At 67.0% G+C, this 14,402-nt stretch carries 15 protein-coding genes; 6 read left to right on the top strand and 9 right to left on the bottom strand.

Features of this window, described 5'->3' with window-relative positions; all coding sequences use genetic code 11:
* The first annotated feature begins 66 nt into the window (after positions 1-66).
* Positions 67-852 (top strand): trans-aconitate 2-methyltransferase, encoded by a 786-nt coding sequence (gene tam, locus ACTJLD_RS04375; protein ID WP_119336307.1) that lies wholly within the window; start codon positions 67-69, stop codon positions 850-852.
* 51 nt (positions 853-903) lie between these two features.
* Here tam and ACTJLD_RS04370 read toward each other — a convergent pair whose 3' ends face one another.
* A complete protein-coding gene (locus ACTJLD_RS04370; protein WP_060171680.1) occupies positions 904-1,494 on the bottom strand; it encodes a GNAT family N-acetyltransferase in 591 nt (196 codons plus the stop codon).
* Between the two features lie 747 nt (positions 1,495-2,241).
* Here ACTJLD_RS04370 and ACTJLD_RS04365 point away from each other — a divergent pair.
* Positions 2,242-3,405 (top strand): porin, encoded by a 1,164-nt coding sequence (locus tag ACTJLD_RS04365; protein WP_440658113.1) that lies wholly within the window; start codon positions 2,242-2,244, stop codon positions 3,403-3,405.
* On the opposite strand, the gene ACTJLD_RS04360 is transcribed toward ACTJLD_RS04365, so the two are convergent.
* From ACTJLD_RS04360 to ACTJLD_RS04340, 5 genes are read right to left on the bottom strand one after another with little or no spacing between them, the layout of a single operon-like run.
* On the bottom strand, positions 3,393-3,695 hold the full coding sequence (locus ACTJLD_RS04360; RefSeq protein WP_440658112.1) for a hypothetical protein: 303 nt from the start codon (positions 3,693-3,695) through the stop codon (positions 3,393-3,395). The two genes, ACTJLD_RS04365 and ACTJLD_RS04360, sit on opposite strands and share 13 nt — an antisense overlap.
* Positions 3,696-3,728: 33 nt before the next feature.
* Complete coding sequence (locus tag ACTJLD_RS04355) at positions 3,729-6,179, bottom strand: phosphocholine-specific phospholipase C (protein ID WP_440658110.1); 2,451 nt, start codon at positions 6,177-6,179, stop codon at positions 3,729-3,731.
* Positions 6,180-6,223: 44 nt separating this feature from the next.
* Positions 6,224-6,484, bottom strand: a complete 261-nt coding sequence (locus tag ACTJLD_RS04350; RefSeq protein WP_440658108.1) for a hypothetical protein — start codon at positions 6,482-6,484, stop codon at positions 6,224-6,226.
* 45 nt (positions 6,485-6,529) lie between these two features.
* Positions 6,530-7,210: an HAD family hydrolase gene (locus tag ACTJLD_RS04345; RefSeq protein WP_060350272.1), complete on the bottom strand. Its 681-nt coding sequence runs from the start codon at positions 7,208-7,210 to the stop codon at positions 6,530-6,532.
* A 23-nt stretch (positions 7,211-7,233) separates the two neighbouring features.
* Positions 7,234-8,178: a choline ABC transporter substrate-binding protein gene (locus ACTJLD_RS04340; RefSeq protein WP_440658106.1), complete on the bottom strand. Its 945-nt coding sequence runs from the start codon at positions 8,176-8,178 to the stop codon at positions 7,234-7,236.
* A gap of 268 nt (positions 8,179-8,446) precedes the next feature.
* On the opposite strand from ACTJLD_RS04340, the gene ACTJLD_RS04335 reads away from it, so the two are divergent.
* The 4 genes from ACTJLD_RS04335 to ACTJLD_RS04320 all read left to right on the top strand — a co-directional run bounded on the left by ACTJLD_RS04335 (position 8,447) and on the right by ACTJLD_RS04320 (position 11,032).
* Positions 8,447-9,127 (top strand): MgtC/SapB family protein, encoded by a 681-nt coding sequence (locus tag ACTJLD_RS04335; protein ID WP_027789870.1) that lies wholly within the window; start codon positions 8,447-8,449, stop codon positions 9,125-9,127.
* A 43-nt stretch (positions 9,128-9,170) separates the two neighbouring features.
* Positions 9,171-9,938: a DeoR/GlpR family DNA-binding transcription regulator gene (locus tag ACTJLD_RS04330; RefSeq protein WP_027789869.1), complete on the top strand. Its 768-nt coding sequence runs from the start codon at positions 9,171-9,173 to the stop codon at positions 9,936-9,938.
* A 131-nt stretch (positions 9,939-10,069) separates the two neighbouring features.
* Positions 10,070-10,588, top strand: a complete 519-nt coding sequence (locus ACTJLD_RS04325; RefSeq protein WP_440658104.1) for a molybdopterin-dependent oxidoreductase — start codon at positions 10,070-10,072, stop codon at positions 10,586-10,588.
* Positions 10,589-10,708: 120 nt separating this feature from the next.
* Positions 10,709-11,032, top strand: coding sequence for a winged helix-turn-helix domain-containing protein (locus ACTJLD_RS04320; RefSeq protein ID WP_021159959.1), 324 nt, complete (start codon positions 10,709-10,711; stop codon positions 11,030-11,032).
* An 81-nt stretch (positions 11,033-11,113) separates the two neighbouring features.
* Here ACTJLD_RS04320 and ACTJLD_RS04315 read toward each other — a convergent pair whose 3' ends face one another.
* The 3 genes from ACTJLD_RS04315 to motB form a co-directional block, all read right to left on the bottom strand.
* The gene (locus ACTJLD_RS04315) at positions 11,114-12,460 is read right to left on the bottom strand and encodes a DUF2325 domain-containing protein (RefSeq protein ID WP_440658269.1); all 1,347 of its coding nucleotides are present in this window, start codon (positions 12,458-12,460) and stop codon (positions 11,114-11,116) included.
* A 121-nt stretch (positions 12,461-12,581) separates the two neighbouring features.
* Positions 12,582-13,133, bottom strand: a complete 552-nt coding sequence (locus ACTJLD_RS04310) for a hypothetical protein (RefSeq protein ID WP_226191182.1) — start codon at positions 13,131-13,133, stop codon at positions 12,582-12,584.
* A gap of 305 nt (positions 13,134-13,438) precedes the next feature.
* Positions 13,439-14,395, bottom strand: a complete 957-nt coding sequence (motB, locus tag ACTJLD_RS04305; RefSeq protein WP_440658102.1) for a flagellar motor protein MotB — start codon at positions 14,393-14,395, stop codon at positions 13,439-13,441.
* Between the last annotated feature and the right edge of the window lie 7 nt (positions 14,396-14,402).

Here is a 14,402-nt window from a genome sequence, read left to right as displayed (position 1 = left end):
GACGGCCCCCGCACCGCGCACGCTGGCAGCGGCACGGCCGTCCACGCCGACCACGAGGAGAACGACATGACGACCCCACTCGATCGATACGCGGCCCAGTACGTGCAATTCGAGGACGAACGCACGCGGCCGATCCGCGATCTGCTCGCCGCTGTGCCGAACACGCCGATCCGTACCGCGATCGACATCGGCTGCGGGCCCGGCAATTCGACGGAGGCGCTGATCGCGCGTGCGCCGGACGCAACGGTCCACGGAATCGATGCGTCGACGGACATGATCGACGCCGCGCGCAAGCGCCTGCCGGACCTGCGTTTCGACGTCGTGGATATTTCCACGTGGGACGATCCCGGCGGCTACGACCTGATTCTCGCGAATGCGGTGCTGCAATGGGTGCCCGCGCACGACACGCTGTTTCCGGCACTCGTCGGCCGGCTCGCGCCGGGCGGCCATCTGGCGGTGCAGATGCCCGACAACCTCGACGAACCCGCGCATCGGCTGATGCGCGAGGTCGCCGCGGCCGGGCCGTGGGCGGACAAGCTGAAAGGCGCGGCGCGCACCGAGCGGTTCGATGCGCGTCATTACCACGCGCTGCTGTCGCCGCTGTGCTCGCGCGTGGACGTGTGGCGCACGACCTACTACCACCCGCTGCGCGGCGGTGCCGATGCGGTCGTCGAATGGTTCAAGGGGAGTGCGCTGCGGCCGTTCCTCGCGGCGCTCGACGACGGCGAGCGCGCGGCGTTTCTCGCGCGGTATCGCGACGCGATCGCGGGCCCGGGCGGCTATCCGGCGCTTGCCGACGGCACCGTGCTGCTGCCGTTCCCGCGTCTGTTCATCGTGGCGACGCGGGCATGATCCGGATGTGATGCGCGTGAGAGGCGGCAATGACGCGCGTTCGGCGGTGCGTCAGCGCGCCGGCCGCATCGATTCCGGGTCGACCGTGCGGATCCGTGCGGTCTGCCCGTCGCGCAGGTCCTTGTACCAGAACAGCGCGACTTCACCGTCGTTCTCGTCGTCCGCGTACAGCAGGCGATCGTGCCCGCCCAGCACGAAGCCCGAGCGGGCATAGGTGCTGCACGCGGCGATGTTGTTCGACTGCGTTTCCAGCCGCATGAAGCCGAACCCGTGGCTGCGCGCCCAGGATTCGGCGGCCGCGAGCAGCAACTGTCCGATGCCTTGCCGTCGGCTGAGGCGGTCGACGGCCAGCTCCGCGATCTCGGCCATCCCGTTCCAGCTCTGGCTGATCGCCACGAACCCGGCGAGCCGGCCGCCGGCCGTCGCGCGAAAGAGCGCCGTCTTGCCGGTCGCCTCGTCCGCCCAGCCGGCCGGATCGAAGCCGTAGTGCTTGCGGCGCGCCGGCAGCGCGCGCAGATCGAGCAAGTCCTGATACGGCGCGTTCAATTCCCACGCGATGTCGAACGAGAAGTCGCATCGATCCAGTTCGTCGGCGGGAAGCGCGCTCGTCTGTTCGATGCTGATGTGTTCGGCTCGGTCCATGTGTCGGTGTCCTGTCTTCTGCGGGATGGCGTGGTGTCGTCGGTGATGCGATCGCCGGCATCGTGAGGTGCGCCGCATCGAGTGTGTGCGTGCCGCGGATTTTTGCGCCCGCACAGTTCGCCGTGCGCGAGACCGGCACAGACTGGCTCCTCCCGTGACGGCGAAACGCGGGCAAACCGTGAACCGGATGGCGACGCAAACGTGTGCGGGGTGCATGCGCCGGCGAGGGCGCTCTTTCAACCGCCTGATTATGCTGGATTTCGGCATGAGGCCGTCGCCGGCATCGACGCGATGCGGGCCGTCGTGCGTCGCGACTTCGATCCGGGTGACCGTCGGCCGCCTGTGGAGGAAAGACGACAGGAACCCGAATAATTGTTTACCGTTTCGTGACAACTCGATATATTCAGCAAAATATATCGAAGGTCGTGGCGTCGTCAGGCGCCACGTCGTCCACCCGCTCCACGAAAGCCGGAAGAGATTCTGACCTGCATCGCCGGAGCAACGCGTCGTCGCGGCATGCGCACTCGGTGCGCACGCGCGCAGGCGCTGTAACACAGGCGGCCGCCCCGCGGCATGCCACATCAGCAAGCCCATACCGGTACCGAAACGAAGCATCGTGCATGTGCATGAGGTGTATGTGCGCGCGGCGATCCGGTGGCTCGCGTTCGTCAATCAGTCGGTGATTCGTCAACACGCCGCGCGTCACGCTGCGACGCAGACGCGCGTCGACAACAACAGGAAGTGAACATGAAAAAGACCATCGCGGCCGCAGCCGCACTCGGGATGTTCGGCACCGCCGCGCACGCGCAAAGCAGCGTCGCGCTCTACGGGCTGATCGATGCGGGTATCACGTATTCGAACAAGGTCGCGACGTCGGGCGGACACGGCAAGCTCGTCAAGTACGGTGACGGCGTCGCGTCGGGCAGCCGCTGGGGCATTCGCGGGACCGAGGATCTCGGCGGCGGGCTGAAGGCGTTGTTCGTGCTGGAGAACGGCTTCAGCAGCGGTGACGGCTCGATCGGCCAGGGCGGTGCGCTGTTCGGCCGGCAGGCGTTCGTCGGGCTGTCGAAGAACGGGATCGGCTCGCTGACGTTCGGCCGCCAGTACTCGTTCTCGACCGATTACATCGGCGCGAACTACGCGATGGGCAGCCAGACGCCGGCCGGCAACTACGCGTATCACATCAACGATCTCGACCAGCTGACGTCGAGCCGCATCAACAACGCCGTGAAGTTCCAGAGCGCGAACTTTGCGGGCCTCACGTTCGGCGCGATGTACGGCTTCTCGAACTCGACGCAGTTCGCGGGCACGCCGACCACGACCGGCGCGAACGGTTCGCAGGGTTCGTCGAGCGTATACAGCTTCGGCGCGAACTATGCGCAGGGGCCGTTCGGCATCGGCGCCGCGTACACGAACATCCGCTTCCCGAACGGCGCGACGCCCGCGTTCGGCGTCGGCATCGCGAACGTCAACACGCAGGGGCTGCGCGATCTCGAGACGGTCGGCGTCGGCGCGCGTTATGCGATCGCGGCGGCCCTCGTGTGGACGAACTGGACGCATACGAAGTTCGTGCCGCTGTCGGGCGAATCGTCGAAGCTGAACAACTACGAAATCGGCGGCCGCTATGCGTTCACGCCGGCCCTGAGCGGCGGCCTCGGCTATACGTTCTCGAAGCTCGACGGCCGCTTCGACGGCAAGTGGCATCAGGTCAATGCCGCGGTCGACTATGCGCTGTCGAAGCGCACGGACGTGTACGTCAGCGCGGCCTACCAGAAGGCGTCGGGCAGCAATACGATCAATGGCCGCGCGGTGCCGGTGCAGGCGGAGATCGGCTCGTCGGGTTCCTTCATCGGCAACGCAGGCGCGAACACGCAGTTCGTCACGCGGATCGGCCTGCGTCACAAGTTCTGATCGACCTCACCCGCGAGCGGGCGCTCCATCGGAGCGCCCGTTTTTGCTGTCGGGCGCGACGAAGCGCGACCCTGCACCGGTTGATCTGCCAGGCCGGCAACCTCGGCGATTTCGATGCCGCGCCGGCGGCCGGGCTGTGGATCCTCGATATCCGGATCGCGCGCCTGACGCGGCCGTTCGGCGCGTTCTAAGAGGATCTGCTCGTGTAGCGCCTGTCGCGCGGGCAGGGCGAAGGGAAACGCATTCGGGCACAGCGCGGCACGTCGCGTCCGAATGCGTGCCGGCCCCATGCAGGGGGCCGGCACGGCACGGTCAAGCCACCGTCAGATGTTGATCGTGACGGGCCCCGCGAGCGGCGTGTAGCCGTCGTCGAACAGATACCACGCGTCATACTGCCCCGACGCCAGCGTGCTGTTGGCCGTGGACGAGAACAACAGCGAGCCGGTGCTCTTCGGCAGGTACGCCCACGACTTGTAGCTGCCCTTGGTCGGCTGCGCGCCATGCGCGAAGATGCCCACCCAGTTCTTCGGGCTGTGGCTCCACGGCGGCGCGACGTAGTCGAACCGCAGCGTCCCGAACGTCGAGCCCTGCGACGCGAGCGACGCGACGAACTTCTTGCCGGTATTGCCGATCGCCGAATCCGTGAGCAGGGTGCCGGATTGCGCCTGCACGCAGCCGGCTACCCGGCGCAGGAAGTTCGGATCGCTCGCGTCGCGGATGCTGGCGTCGTACCAGCCGCCGTCGCCGTACCACGTGACGGCTTGCGTCGCGCCGGCGGCGACGGTGACCGACTGCCGCGTGTTCATGCCGTACGCGTTGTCGGTGAGCTGGAACGTCGTCGCGGCCGAGCCGGCGGAGTTGTCGAGCGTGATCTGCACGTTGCCGTTGGCCACGTCGTAGCACAGGCTGACTTCGGCGGTCGATCCCGCGTTGCCGGACGAACCGATGCTGCCGCGGAACGTCTGCAGGAAGCCGTTCGGTCCGTAGACGGAATAGTCGTAGCTGCCGCCGGCATTCAGCGCGAGCGAATCCGACAGGTTCGCGCACTGGCCCGCGCCGGCCGCGATCGTGTAGTGCCGGGGGATCGTGCTCGTGCCGTCGACCCACGCCTGCAGGTGGACGCCGGCGGTGCCGGTGTTGGTCATCGTCAGCGACAGCGTGTTGCCGGCGCGATTGACCTTGCCTTGCACGAAAAACTCGTAGGGCAGGCGGCAGGCGGTGCTGCGGCCGGCCGTCTGCGCCGGCACCGCGGTGGTGGTCGGGTAGGGGATCGGGACGGCCGGGCCGTTCGGGTTCATGTTGCTTGCCGGCGGCTGGATCGCGGGAACCGTCCGGTCGGCGTTCGAGAAATCGAAGGCCGACGTCAGGTCGCCGCAGACCGTGCGTCGCCATGGCGTGATGTTGGTTTCCTGTAGCCCGAAGCGCGCTTCCAGAAAGCGGATCACCGATGTGTGATCGAAGACCTGCGAATTGACCTTGCCGCCCTTCGACCATGGCGAGATCACGAACATCGGCACGCGCGGGCCGAGCCCGATCGGCACGTCGCCGCTCGCCGAGCCGTCCGATGCGGCGCCGCTGCCGGAGACGAATTCGGCGGCCGTCGAGACCGTGGAGCGGCCGGTGCCGGCAGCGGAACTGGCCGGGACGGCCGGCGGCATGTGATCGAACAGCCCGTCGTTCTCGTCGTACATGACGAGCAGCACCGTGCTGGCCCATACCGCCGGATTCGACGTCAGCGCATCGAGGACGCTGCTGACGTACCATTCGCCGCCGCTCGCGGCCCACGACGGGTGCTCGCAGTATGCATAGGGCGCAGCGATCCACGATACCTGCGGCAGCGTGCCGTTGGCGACGTCGGCCCGCAGCTGGCTGAAGAGGTTCGTGTCGTATTCCTTGCCGCCGCCCGACGGGTCGATCTGCGTGCCGTTGAGCGCCGGCGCGAGCGGATCGCCTGCACCGAGGTTCTGGTATTGCCTGAAGTTCAGGATGACGTTGTCGCCGTAATTGCCGTTCCACCAGAGATCGCTTTTTGAGCCGTTGTATTCGCCGTAGCCATGTGCGGCATCCAGGCCGTTGCCCTTGTCCTGGTAGAACTTCCATGTGACGCCGGCCGTGTTCAGGCGCTCCGGCATCGTGGTCCAGCCGGTGCCCGTCATCGTGTTCGTCGTGTACGGCGAGTAACCGGCGACGTTGCCGCAGCACCCGGTCCACAGATACAGGCGGTTCGGGTCCGTCGGGCCGAGCATCGAGCAGTGGTACGCGTCGCACACCGTGAACGCGCTCGCCAGCGCGTAGTAGAACGGGATGTCCTTCTGCGTGAAGTAGTACATCGTGCCGCTGGTTTTCGCGTCGGCCCAGTTGTCGTAGCGGCCGTTGTTCCAGGCACTGTGCGTGCCGCTCCAGCTGTGGTCCAGGTCGCCGTAGTAGGTGTCGCCGTTCGCCGTGCCGGAGGGCGGGGACGGGTTGAACGGAAACACGTAGGACGTCAGCCAGGGCTGGCGCCACACCGGATACCCGCTCGAAATCACGACCGGCCGAGGATCGCCGAAGCCGCGCGCACCGCCCAGCGTGCCGAGGTAGTGGTCGAACGAACGGTTTTCCTGCATCAGGATCACGACGTGCTTCACGTCCTGGATCGTGCCGGTGACGGTGGCCGCCGGAATGGCCTGGGCGCGCGCGATGCTTTCGGGCAGCATGCCCGTGATCGCGGTCGCGCCGGCGAGCTTCAACGCGTCGGCGAGGAACTGACGTCGTGTCGTGGGTTTGTTTTGCATGATCGCTCTCTGTCGTGGATGGCTGGCCCCGGGGCCAGCGTCGGTCAGTGGCACGCGTTCGCGCAGTGCAGGACGGGCGTGGATGCCGAACCCGGTGCGGCCGCGCGCGCGGCCGCCACGTTGGCCGCGGTGCCCGAGTCGCCATCGCCGCAAGCGACCAGCGTGCACAGCAGCGCGATCATGAAAACGCCGCGCCAGTGCGGAAAGCGGCTTTCCGAACGGCGCGACCTGACGACATGCTTTCGACTAGACTCGAATCGGATTCCTGAATGATAGAGGCCGTTGCTGCGTGTTCCGTATTTCATTACCCCTCCCGACATGAAAATGGACAGCAGAGAATATCGCCCGAATCAGAACAACTTCATGACAGGCCACCCGCGCGTGCCTGCCACCTGCAAAAGCCTCGAATCGGGATTGGTGGCGACCGGATGCGTGACGTAATCCAGCAGCGGCACGTCGTTGATCGAGTCGCTGTAGAAGTAGGTGCGCTCGAAATCCGTCGGCGCGTAGCCGAGCGATTCCAGCCACGCGGTCGTGCGCACGATCTTTCCTTCGCGGAAGCTCGGCACGCCGGTGCTGCGCCCGGTAAACGCGCCGTCCGGCGTGCCGTCGTCGGTGTCGAGTTCGATGCCGAGCAGGTGCTCGATGCCGAATTCGGCCGCGATCGGCCGCGTGACGAAGACGTTGGTCGCCGTCACGATGCAGCAGAGATCGCCGTTTTCGCGATGCCGCCCGACCAGCTCGCGCGCCTGCGGCGTGATCGCCGGACGGATCACTTCGTCCATGAACCGCGCGTGCCAGCGCTCGAGCACCTTGCGCGGATAGCGGGTGAGCGGCGCGAGCGTCACGGCGAGATACGCGTTCATGTCGAGCGTGCCGGCCGCGTAATGACCGTAGTGCTCGTCGATCAGCGCGGCGTGCGCGTCGTCCTCGCGCCAGCCGACCCGCGAGATGAAGCGGGCCCAGGCCTGGTCGCTGTCGAGCGGCAGCAGCGTGTGGTCGAGATCGAACAGCGCGAGATTCTTGTACATGCCGGGTTCCTTGTCTTGCGGGCTCATGCGCCGATCAGCTTCTCGATCGCATCCTTCGCATTCTTTCCGTCGATGGTCGTCACGCCGTCGAGCCACTTCGACAGCACGCCCGGATGCTTCTTCGCCCATTCCCTGGCCACCGCGACCGGGTCCGCGTGATTCATGATCGGCACCATCAGCTGGTTTTCTTCGTCGGTCGTGAACTTCAGGTTGGTCAGCAGCCGGCCGACGTTCGGGCAGCGTTCGAGATAGCCGGGCGTGACGAGCGTGTAGACCTTCGCCGAGCCGTAGTTCGGGCCGAACACGGTGTCGCCGCCGTCGAGATAGGTGATCCGGTAGTCGATGTTCATCGGATGCGGCTCCCAGCCGAGGAACACGATCATCCGGTGCTCCTGCACGGCGCGCGTTACCTGCACGAGCATGCCGGCCTCGCTCGATTCGACCAGCTTGAAGCCGCCGAGCCCGAACTCGTTCCTGTCGATCATTCGCTGGATCAGCGCGTTGCCGTTGTTGCCGGCGCCGATCCCGTAGATCTTGCCGTCCAGCTGGTCGCGGAACCTGGCGATATCGGCGAAGCGCTTGAGCCCCTTGTCGGATGCGTATTGCGGCACGGCCAGCGTATAGCGCGCGCCGACCAGGTTGGGCTCCGGCAACTGGTGGACGGAGCCGGCGTCCACGAACGGCTTCACCGTCGGCGTCATGCTCGGATCCCAGTAGCCGAGGAACGCGTCGATCTGCGCCTTCTTCACGCCGGCCAGCACGATCGGCGGCGACGCGATCGTCTTGGTCGCCTCGTAGCCGAGTCCGTCGAGCAGCATCATCGCGACGCCTGTGGTGGCCGCGATGTCGCTCCAGCCGACGTCGCCGAGCGTCACCTTTTTACAGACGTCGCCTTCCGATGCGTGAGCGGGGGCCGTCGCCAGCGCCGCCAGCAGGGTTGCGGCCAGCATCCATGCCTTCTTCATCATGTTGGTCTCCTAAGCAAGTGTTCCGGATCGTGTTGCCTGAATGGTCTGACGATTGATCGTACCGATCGGATGAAACAAACGAACTTGGGTCTGGCTTTGCAGTTTTTCGTACCGTATATTAGAACGCACAAAATCGCAAGAACGCACAAAAATACAACTCGCCGGGTGCCGGGTGTGGCAACGGGCGGGGCAGGCAGGAAGAACCGGACGGCGGCCCCATGCGGGCCGCGCTTCATCGGATGGACCAGGCAAAGCAAGGAGATCTCGAATGATCAGTCAGCTGGAAATCGTGTCCCGCCTGTTGCTGGCGGCATTGCTCGGCAGCCTCGTCGGCATCGAGCGCGAGCGCCTGTCGTGGGCGGCCGGATTGCGCACCCACATGCTGGTGGCGGTGGGCGCCGCGCTCGTGATGGTCGTGTCGGCGTTCGGCTTCGCGGATGTCCAGAACGCGAAAAACGTGTCGCTGGACCCGTCGCGCGTCGCCGCGCAGGTGGTGTCGGGCATCGGCTTCCTCGGCGCCGGTTCGATCATGCTGCGCGGCGAGATCATCCGCGGCCTGACGACCGCGGCGAGCCTGTGGGTCGTGGCGGCGGTCGGGCTGGCCGTGGGCGGCGGCATGTATGTGGCCGCGATTGCCGCGACGGCGATCGTGCTCGCGATCCTGGCCGGCCTGAAGCCGATCGAGAAACGCTTGTTCGCGACGCGGCAGCGCTGGGGCGTGCGTATCCTCGCGAGCCGCGGCGCCGTGAAGCTGACGTCGCTGCAGGCGATGCCCGGCATCGACCAGGCGCGCATCGTCCGGTTCATCATCGAGCAGGACGACGCCGCGCCGGACGACGACCGCATCCACGTGGTGTTTTCAAAGATGACGAGCAGCGAGTGCCAGGCGGTGCGTCAATCCCTGCAGACCCTCGTCGGCATCAAAAAACTGGAGGAGAGCGCTGCGTAGTTCGCCGTTCGAATAACATTGACGTTCATTCCGAGGACATTCCATGTGGCAAGAAGAGCGATACCAGAGGATCCGGCTTCTGTTATCGAAGATGCAGCGGGTTTCGACCGACCGGATCATGGCCGACCTGAACGTGTCGCGGGAAACCGTGCGTCGCGATCTCGTCGATCTCGAAGCGCTCGGTGAGCTGAAGCGCGTGCACGGCGGCGCGGTGCAGGTGGGCGACGAAGCGCCGATCGCCGAACGCGCGCAGACCCACGTGAAGGCGAAGCTGGCGATCGCCCGCGCGGCGGCCAGGCTGGTCACGGGCTCGCAGACGCTGTTCATCGACGCGGGCACGACCACGACACTGCTGGCCGAGGAACTGGCGAAGCTGTCGGGCCTCACGATCGTCACGAACTCGATCGACGTCGCGCTGAAGATGCGGTCGAGCGACCCGGGGCAGGCAAGGAACGAGACGATCCTGCTCGGCGGGATGATCGGCACCCGCGCGGCCGCGACCGTCGGCGACGGCACGGTCGCCGAGATCTTCCGCTATCGCGCCGACCTCGCGCTGCTGTCGCCGGTCGGGGTCGATGCCGTCCGTGGCGCGACCAACTACGACCGGATGGAAACCGAAGTGGCGCGCGCGATGGTGAGCAACGCGGCGGACGTCGCGATCCTGGCCGATTTCAGCAAGCTCGGCACGAACAGCCGGATCAGCTTCTGCGAGCCGGCGCGGATCGGCGCACTGGTGACGGACGCGAAGGCGGAATCGGTCGACAGCTTCAAGAGCCTGAAGAAGGTCATCAAGAACATCGTGCTGTCGTAGCGCCGGGCACGATCGGCCGGCGTTATGCCGCCCATGCGGCGCGTATTCCGCCGGCCGGTTTTTTCCCGGCGTAATATATCCGCCGATACGACGCAGGCCTGCCCACCGGCAGGCCGTCATGGAGGCGGGCGATGGAGAGGGCAGGGACGGCGGCGCTTTCGGCGCAGCAGGTGCAACAGGCGCAACACGTGCAGCCGGCGGCGGCAGGCTCGATCGTGCTGACGGGCGCATTCGTGCGGCCGATGACGGTGACGCTCGACGATCTGCGCCGGCACGCGAGTGCGACGGCCGAGCCGTTCGACCTGCGCTGCTTCACGACGAATCGCTTCATCCGCTCGGTCGCGCCGTATCGCGGCGCACGGCTGAAGGACCTGCTCGACGCGGCCGGGCTGCGCAACGACACGCCGGGCGACTTCAAGCGCATGGTGTTCATCGCGCATGCGCACGACGGCTACGCGGTCACGTTTTCCTGGCATGAACTGTTCAACACACCGGTCGGCGAACATGTGATCGTCGCGTTCGAATGCGGCGACGCGTCGCTGTCGATCGACGACGGCGCGCCGCTGCTGTTCTCGGGCGCCGACCTCCTGCCTGCGCCGCGCCACGTGAAGCGGCTGGCCGGCATCGTCGCCCGCGTGCTCGAGGTCTGAACCGGCGCGCGGGCGGCCGGCATGCGTCGCATCGGCCATCGTGTATGCTTGCCCGCATCGTTCAAAGGGCAGCACAACATGAAGACACCGGCACACCCCAAGCCTGAAGTGCGATTCAGGATGCGTATCCAGCAGGCCGACACGATCGCGCTCGGCCCGGGCAAGGTCGCGCTGCTCGAAGCCGTGCACGAACACGGTTCGATTTCGGCGGCGGCGCGCAGCCTGAAGATGTCGTACCGGCGTGCGTGGCTGCTGATGGACGAGCTGAACCGCTCGCTGAAATCGCCGGCGACGGTGTCCGAGCATGGCGGGCAGAGCGGCGGCGGCAGCGTGCTCACGCCGGTCGGCGAGGAGATCATCCGCCTCTATCGCGGGATCGAGGCGCGCGCCTACGCGGCGTGTGCCGACGAAATCGCCGCGCTCACGAAAATGGTGCGGCGCTGAAGCGCGGGGCCTGTTGACGCCGACGACGCGCTTGCACCGACCCGCTGAAGGGCAGAAGGAGCGCGTCGAAGCGAATCAGGTCTAGCCGTGCCGCAGGCAGAAGCGCGGCGTGCCGCCGGCGGCGGCATCCGGCGCCATGACGTCGCGCGCCTGTGCATCGAGCCGCCCGATCAGTTCGACGAAGCTGGCGACGCTGGCTGTCCGCAGCGGGTAGTACGCGACGTGGTGGCGTTCGCAGATGCGCTTGAGCAGGTTCATCGAATCGTGGTCGACGCAATCGACCGGGAACACGACCATGTGCGCGCCCGGTAGCGCGGCGGCCAGCAGGCCCTTGCGATCCTCGATACCGCCGTCATGCAGCGTCACGTCACCGCCCGCCGCTTCGACGATCCGCCTGATCGCACGGTTCGAGCCCGGGCGCCCGCCGACGTAGACCAGACGCGTGCCCCGCAGGATCGATAGCGGATCGGCCGCGTGTTCGGCGGGATCGTCCGCCGACGCCTGCACCGCCTGTTCGATCGCGCTCGCTTCGGCACGCAGCGTCTTCACCATCGCCATCAGGTCGTCGAGCCGCGCGCGCATCGCGCGTGCGCTCGCCTGTTCCGCGGCGATCCGCTGTTCGGCCGCCTCGCGGCGGCTCGTGTGCAGTGCGAGTCGCTCATCGCGCGCGGCCAGTGCCTCGCGCAGTTCGTGGACTTCGTCGCGCAATGCGCTTTCAGCCGCCGGCGGCTGTGCGTTCCGGCGCGCAACGAGGGCATCCCGTTCCTGCACCGCCGCGTCGCGCTGCGCGCTCATTTCTTGCAGGCGCGCCTGCTGCCGGTCGATCTTCGCGTGCAGCGCCGCATTCTCCTCCTCAAGCGCGACCAGCCGCCGGATATCGGCGCGATTGGCCGCGCCGACCAGGTGCGACAGCATGTGCAGGTCGCCGAACGCGGCCTGGCGCACGGCCGTCGTCGTGCGCGGATGCGTCATCAGCGCCCAGTAGGCGGGCGGGATGTCGCCGCTCTTCAGCGCATCCTTCCAGCGCGCAAGGAGGTCATCCGCATCCTGTGCGCTGTCGAATGCGCGGATTGCGCCGGCGTAACGCTCGTCGAGCGCCTTGTGCAATGCCTTGGCGCCGGCCGTGCCGTCGATCGCGAGCTCGACGGCGGCGTGATGGATGTCGAGGTCGGTCGCGTGCTGGCGGTCGAGGTCGGTGTATTTCGGCACGAGCCTGCGCAGCTCGTGCGTGGTCAGGCAGGTGCCGATGATCGAACAGTGCAGGTTCGCATCGAGCTCGGACAGGCGCGTGCGGCGCTTCAGCTCGGTCAGTTGCGCGCGCGACGGCGCGCAGCATGCGTCGACCCGCGTGCCGGTTGCCGCGGGCAGATTACCGACGGGCGACGAGAGATCGGCCGTGCGGGCAAGGCGAAAGGGCGGAACGTGCATGTTGACCTCTGTCCGGCACGGTCGGGCCGGAGACGGATGCGCGAAAGATTCGCGAAATATACCACGGGATATAACGAACGAAATTTGGGGGGAAATCACCGGGTAATGCGGCGTGGTGCGGTCAGCAGAGTGCGCGCGGTCGGTCGGTGAGCAGCAGGGCGGCGGAGGGCGATGCCGGGGTTGATGGTGAAACGGGACGCGATGCCGGCGCGTGCCGCTCCATCACGTACTCGACGCACAGCCCGACGAACAGCACGTCGACGCGCTCCAGCGCGGCGACCGCGTCGCGCATCGCTGCCGGGTCGTTGCTGAACGAATCGGAGAACACGTCGTCGCGTGTGCGTTCGAGGCGGCGCGCGTGGCCGATCGCCCGTTCGAGTTCGGGCAGGCGCGTGAAGCGGGCGGTGCGTGCGTCGTCTTCGAGCGTGGACAGCAGTTCACGAAAGCCCATCGCGGACAGCGCATCGTCCTGCGCGTTTTCAGCGTGCGCAGCCGAGAACATCCGGATGAAGCGCACGACGCTGCCGCGCAGGCGCCGGAACGCGTCGACGACATCCGTGACCTGCTGCGCGCGCGCGTCGCTCGACAGCGGCCTGAGCGCGCTGATCTTGTGCGCGAGCGGCTGTTCCCGTGCGGTGCGCTGCGGGGCGCGATCCGTCGGCGTGCGGGGCATGGCGAATCTCCAGAAGTGCTGGTTGCGATATATTCTACGGAACATATCGAGTGCGAGAAAAAACGGCACCGTGCACGAGACATGGTGCCGTCAGCGGCCCTGGTAACGGCCCTCGCAACGGCCCGAGCAACAGCCGCAACAACAGCCCCAACAACCGCCCCAACAACCGCCCGAGTCAGTCGAAGTCGCGCCCGACCGTTCCGAACGCGACCGCGACGCCGAGGACCACGCTGTCGCACAAGGGCTGCACGCGGCCCCCGGCCCCATCGGGCACATCCGCCCCGCGTTCGTGAACACGCCCGCGCCTAATGCGGCCGCGTGAGCGCCGCCGGCAGCACGGCGGCCCGGGTGCCGGCCGATTCGTCCACGGTCGTCCTGCCGCCGTCCCGAAAGAACGCCTGCTCGGCGGCATTGTTCATCACGAGGATGCTGATGCGGCGATTGGTCGGCTCGTCCGCGACGTTCCGGTCGAGCGGCAGGACATCCGCGAGCCCGCGCACCTGGAGCAGCTTTTCTTCCCGCAATCCGCCCGCGACCAGCGCGCGCCGCGCGGCGTTCGCGCGATCGCTGGAGAGCTCCCAGTTCGAATAGCCCGTGGGGCCGTCGCGATACGGCGTCGAATCGGTATGGCCCGCAATCGACACGCGGTTGTCGACATCGTCGAGTGCCGTACCGATCTGGGTGAGGATGGCGGTGGCATACCCTTCGGGTTGCGAACTGCCCGACGCGAACATCGGGCGCTTGAGCGAATCGACGATCTCGATGCGCAAGCCCTCGTGAGTGATCGCGATCCGGATCCGGTCCTGGTACGCGCGCAATGACGGGCTTTGTGCAATCGCCGCGGTCAGCTTCGCCTTCAGGCGCTCGAGCTTTTGCGTATCGACGATGTCGGCAGCGGCCGCGGGCGAGCTGGCCGGCACCGGTTGCGCTTTCGCGTCGATGGCCGGCGCCGGGTCCGACAGGTCGCGGCCGCCACCCTGCACGACGCTCGGGCGCGGCGCCTGTGCGTCTTTCCCGCCGGACAGGAGCGTCGACAGCGGCGTGTTGAAGTAATCCTCGATCCCCTGCTTGTCGTACTTGGACACCGAGCCGAGCAGCCACATCAGCAGGAAGAACGCCATCATCGCCGTGACGAAATCGGCGTAGGCGATTTTCCAGGCGCCGCCGTGGTGGGCGTCGTGGTCCTCGCCTTTCTTGCGGCGCACGACGACGAGCGGTGCCGATGCGGACTGTTTCGACGGGTTGGAGCGATGGTCGGCCATGGCGCCT

Source organism: Burkholderia sp. 22088 (genome assembly GCF_052045915.1).
GTDB classification, from domain to species: domain Bacteria; phylum Pseudomonadota; class Gammaproteobacteria; order Burkholderiales; family Burkholderiaceae; genus Burkholderia; species Burkholderia cepacia.
The sequence above is the reverse complement of the archived record's forward strand: the minus strand, read 5'-3'. Positions and strand labels throughout refer to the sequence as shown.

What these genes read in the sequence shown, in the direction of transcription:
- tam (WP_119336307.1), top strand. Translation starts at nt 67, where the DNA reads ATGACGACCCCACTCGATCGATACGCGGCCCAGTACGTGCAATTCGAG.
- ACTJLD_RS04370 (WP_060171680.1), bottom strand. Translation starts at nt 1,494, where the DNA reads ATGGACCGAGCCGAACACATCAGCATCGAACAGACGAGCGCGCTTCCC.
- ACTJLD_RS04365 (WP_440658113.1), top strand. Translation starts at nt 2,242, where the DNA reads ATGAAAAAGACCATCGCGGCCGCAGCCGCACTCGGGATGTTCGGCACC.
- ACTJLD_RS04360 (WP_440658112.1), bottom strand. Translation starts at nt 3,695, where the DNA reads ATGGGGCCGGCACGCATTCGGACGCGACGTGCCGCGCTGTGCCCGAAT.
- ACTJLD_RS04355 (WP_440658110.1), bottom strand. Translation starts at nt 6,179, where the DNA reads ATGCAAAACAAACCCACGACACGACGTCAGTTCCTCGCCGACGCGTTG.
- ACTJLD_RS04350 (WP_440658108.1), bottom strand. Translation starts at nt 6,484, where the DNA reads ATGAAATACGGAACACGCAGCAACGGCCTCTATCATTCAGGAATCCGA.
- ACTJLD_RS04345 (WP_060350272.1), bottom strand. Translation starts at nt 7,210, where the DNA reads ATGTACAAGAATCTCGCGCTGTTCGATCTCGACCACACGCTGCTGCCG.
- ACTJLD_RS04340 (WP_440658106.1), bottom strand. Translation starts at nt 8,178, where the DNA reads ATGATGAAGAAGGCATGGATGCTGGCCGCAACCCTGCTGGCGGCGCTG.
- ACTJLD_RS04335 (WP_027789870.1), top strand. Translation starts at nt 8,447, where the DNA reads ATGATCAGTCAGCTGGAAATCGTGTCCCGCCTGTTGCTGGCGGCATTG.
- ACTJLD_RS04330 (WP_027789869.1), top strand. Translation starts at nt 9,171, where the DNA reads ATGTGGCAAGAAGAGCGATACCAGAGGATCCGGCTTCTGTTATCGAAG.
- ACTJLD_RS04325 (WP_440658104.1), top strand. Translation starts at nt 10,070, where the DNA reads ATGGAGAGGGCAGGGACGGCGGCGCTTTCGGCGCAGCAGGTGCAACAG.
- ACTJLD_RS04320 (WP_021159959.1), top strand. Translation starts at nt 10,709, where the DNA reads ATGCGTATCCAGCAGGCCGACACGATCGCGCTCGGCCCGGGCAAGGTC.
- ACTJLD_RS04315 (WP_440658269.1), bottom strand. Translation starts at nt 12,460, where the DNA reads ATGCACGTTCCGCCCTTTCGCCTTGCCCGCACGGCCGATCTCTCGTCG.
- ACTJLD_RS04310 (WP_226191182.1), bottom strand. Translation starts at nt 13,133, where the DNA reads ATGCCCCGCACGCCGACGGATCGCGCCCCGCAGCGCACCGCACGGGAA.
- motB (WP_440658102.1), bottom strand. Translation starts at nt 14,395, where the DNA reads ATGGCCGACCATCGCTCCAACCCGTCGAAACAGTCCGCATCGGCACCG.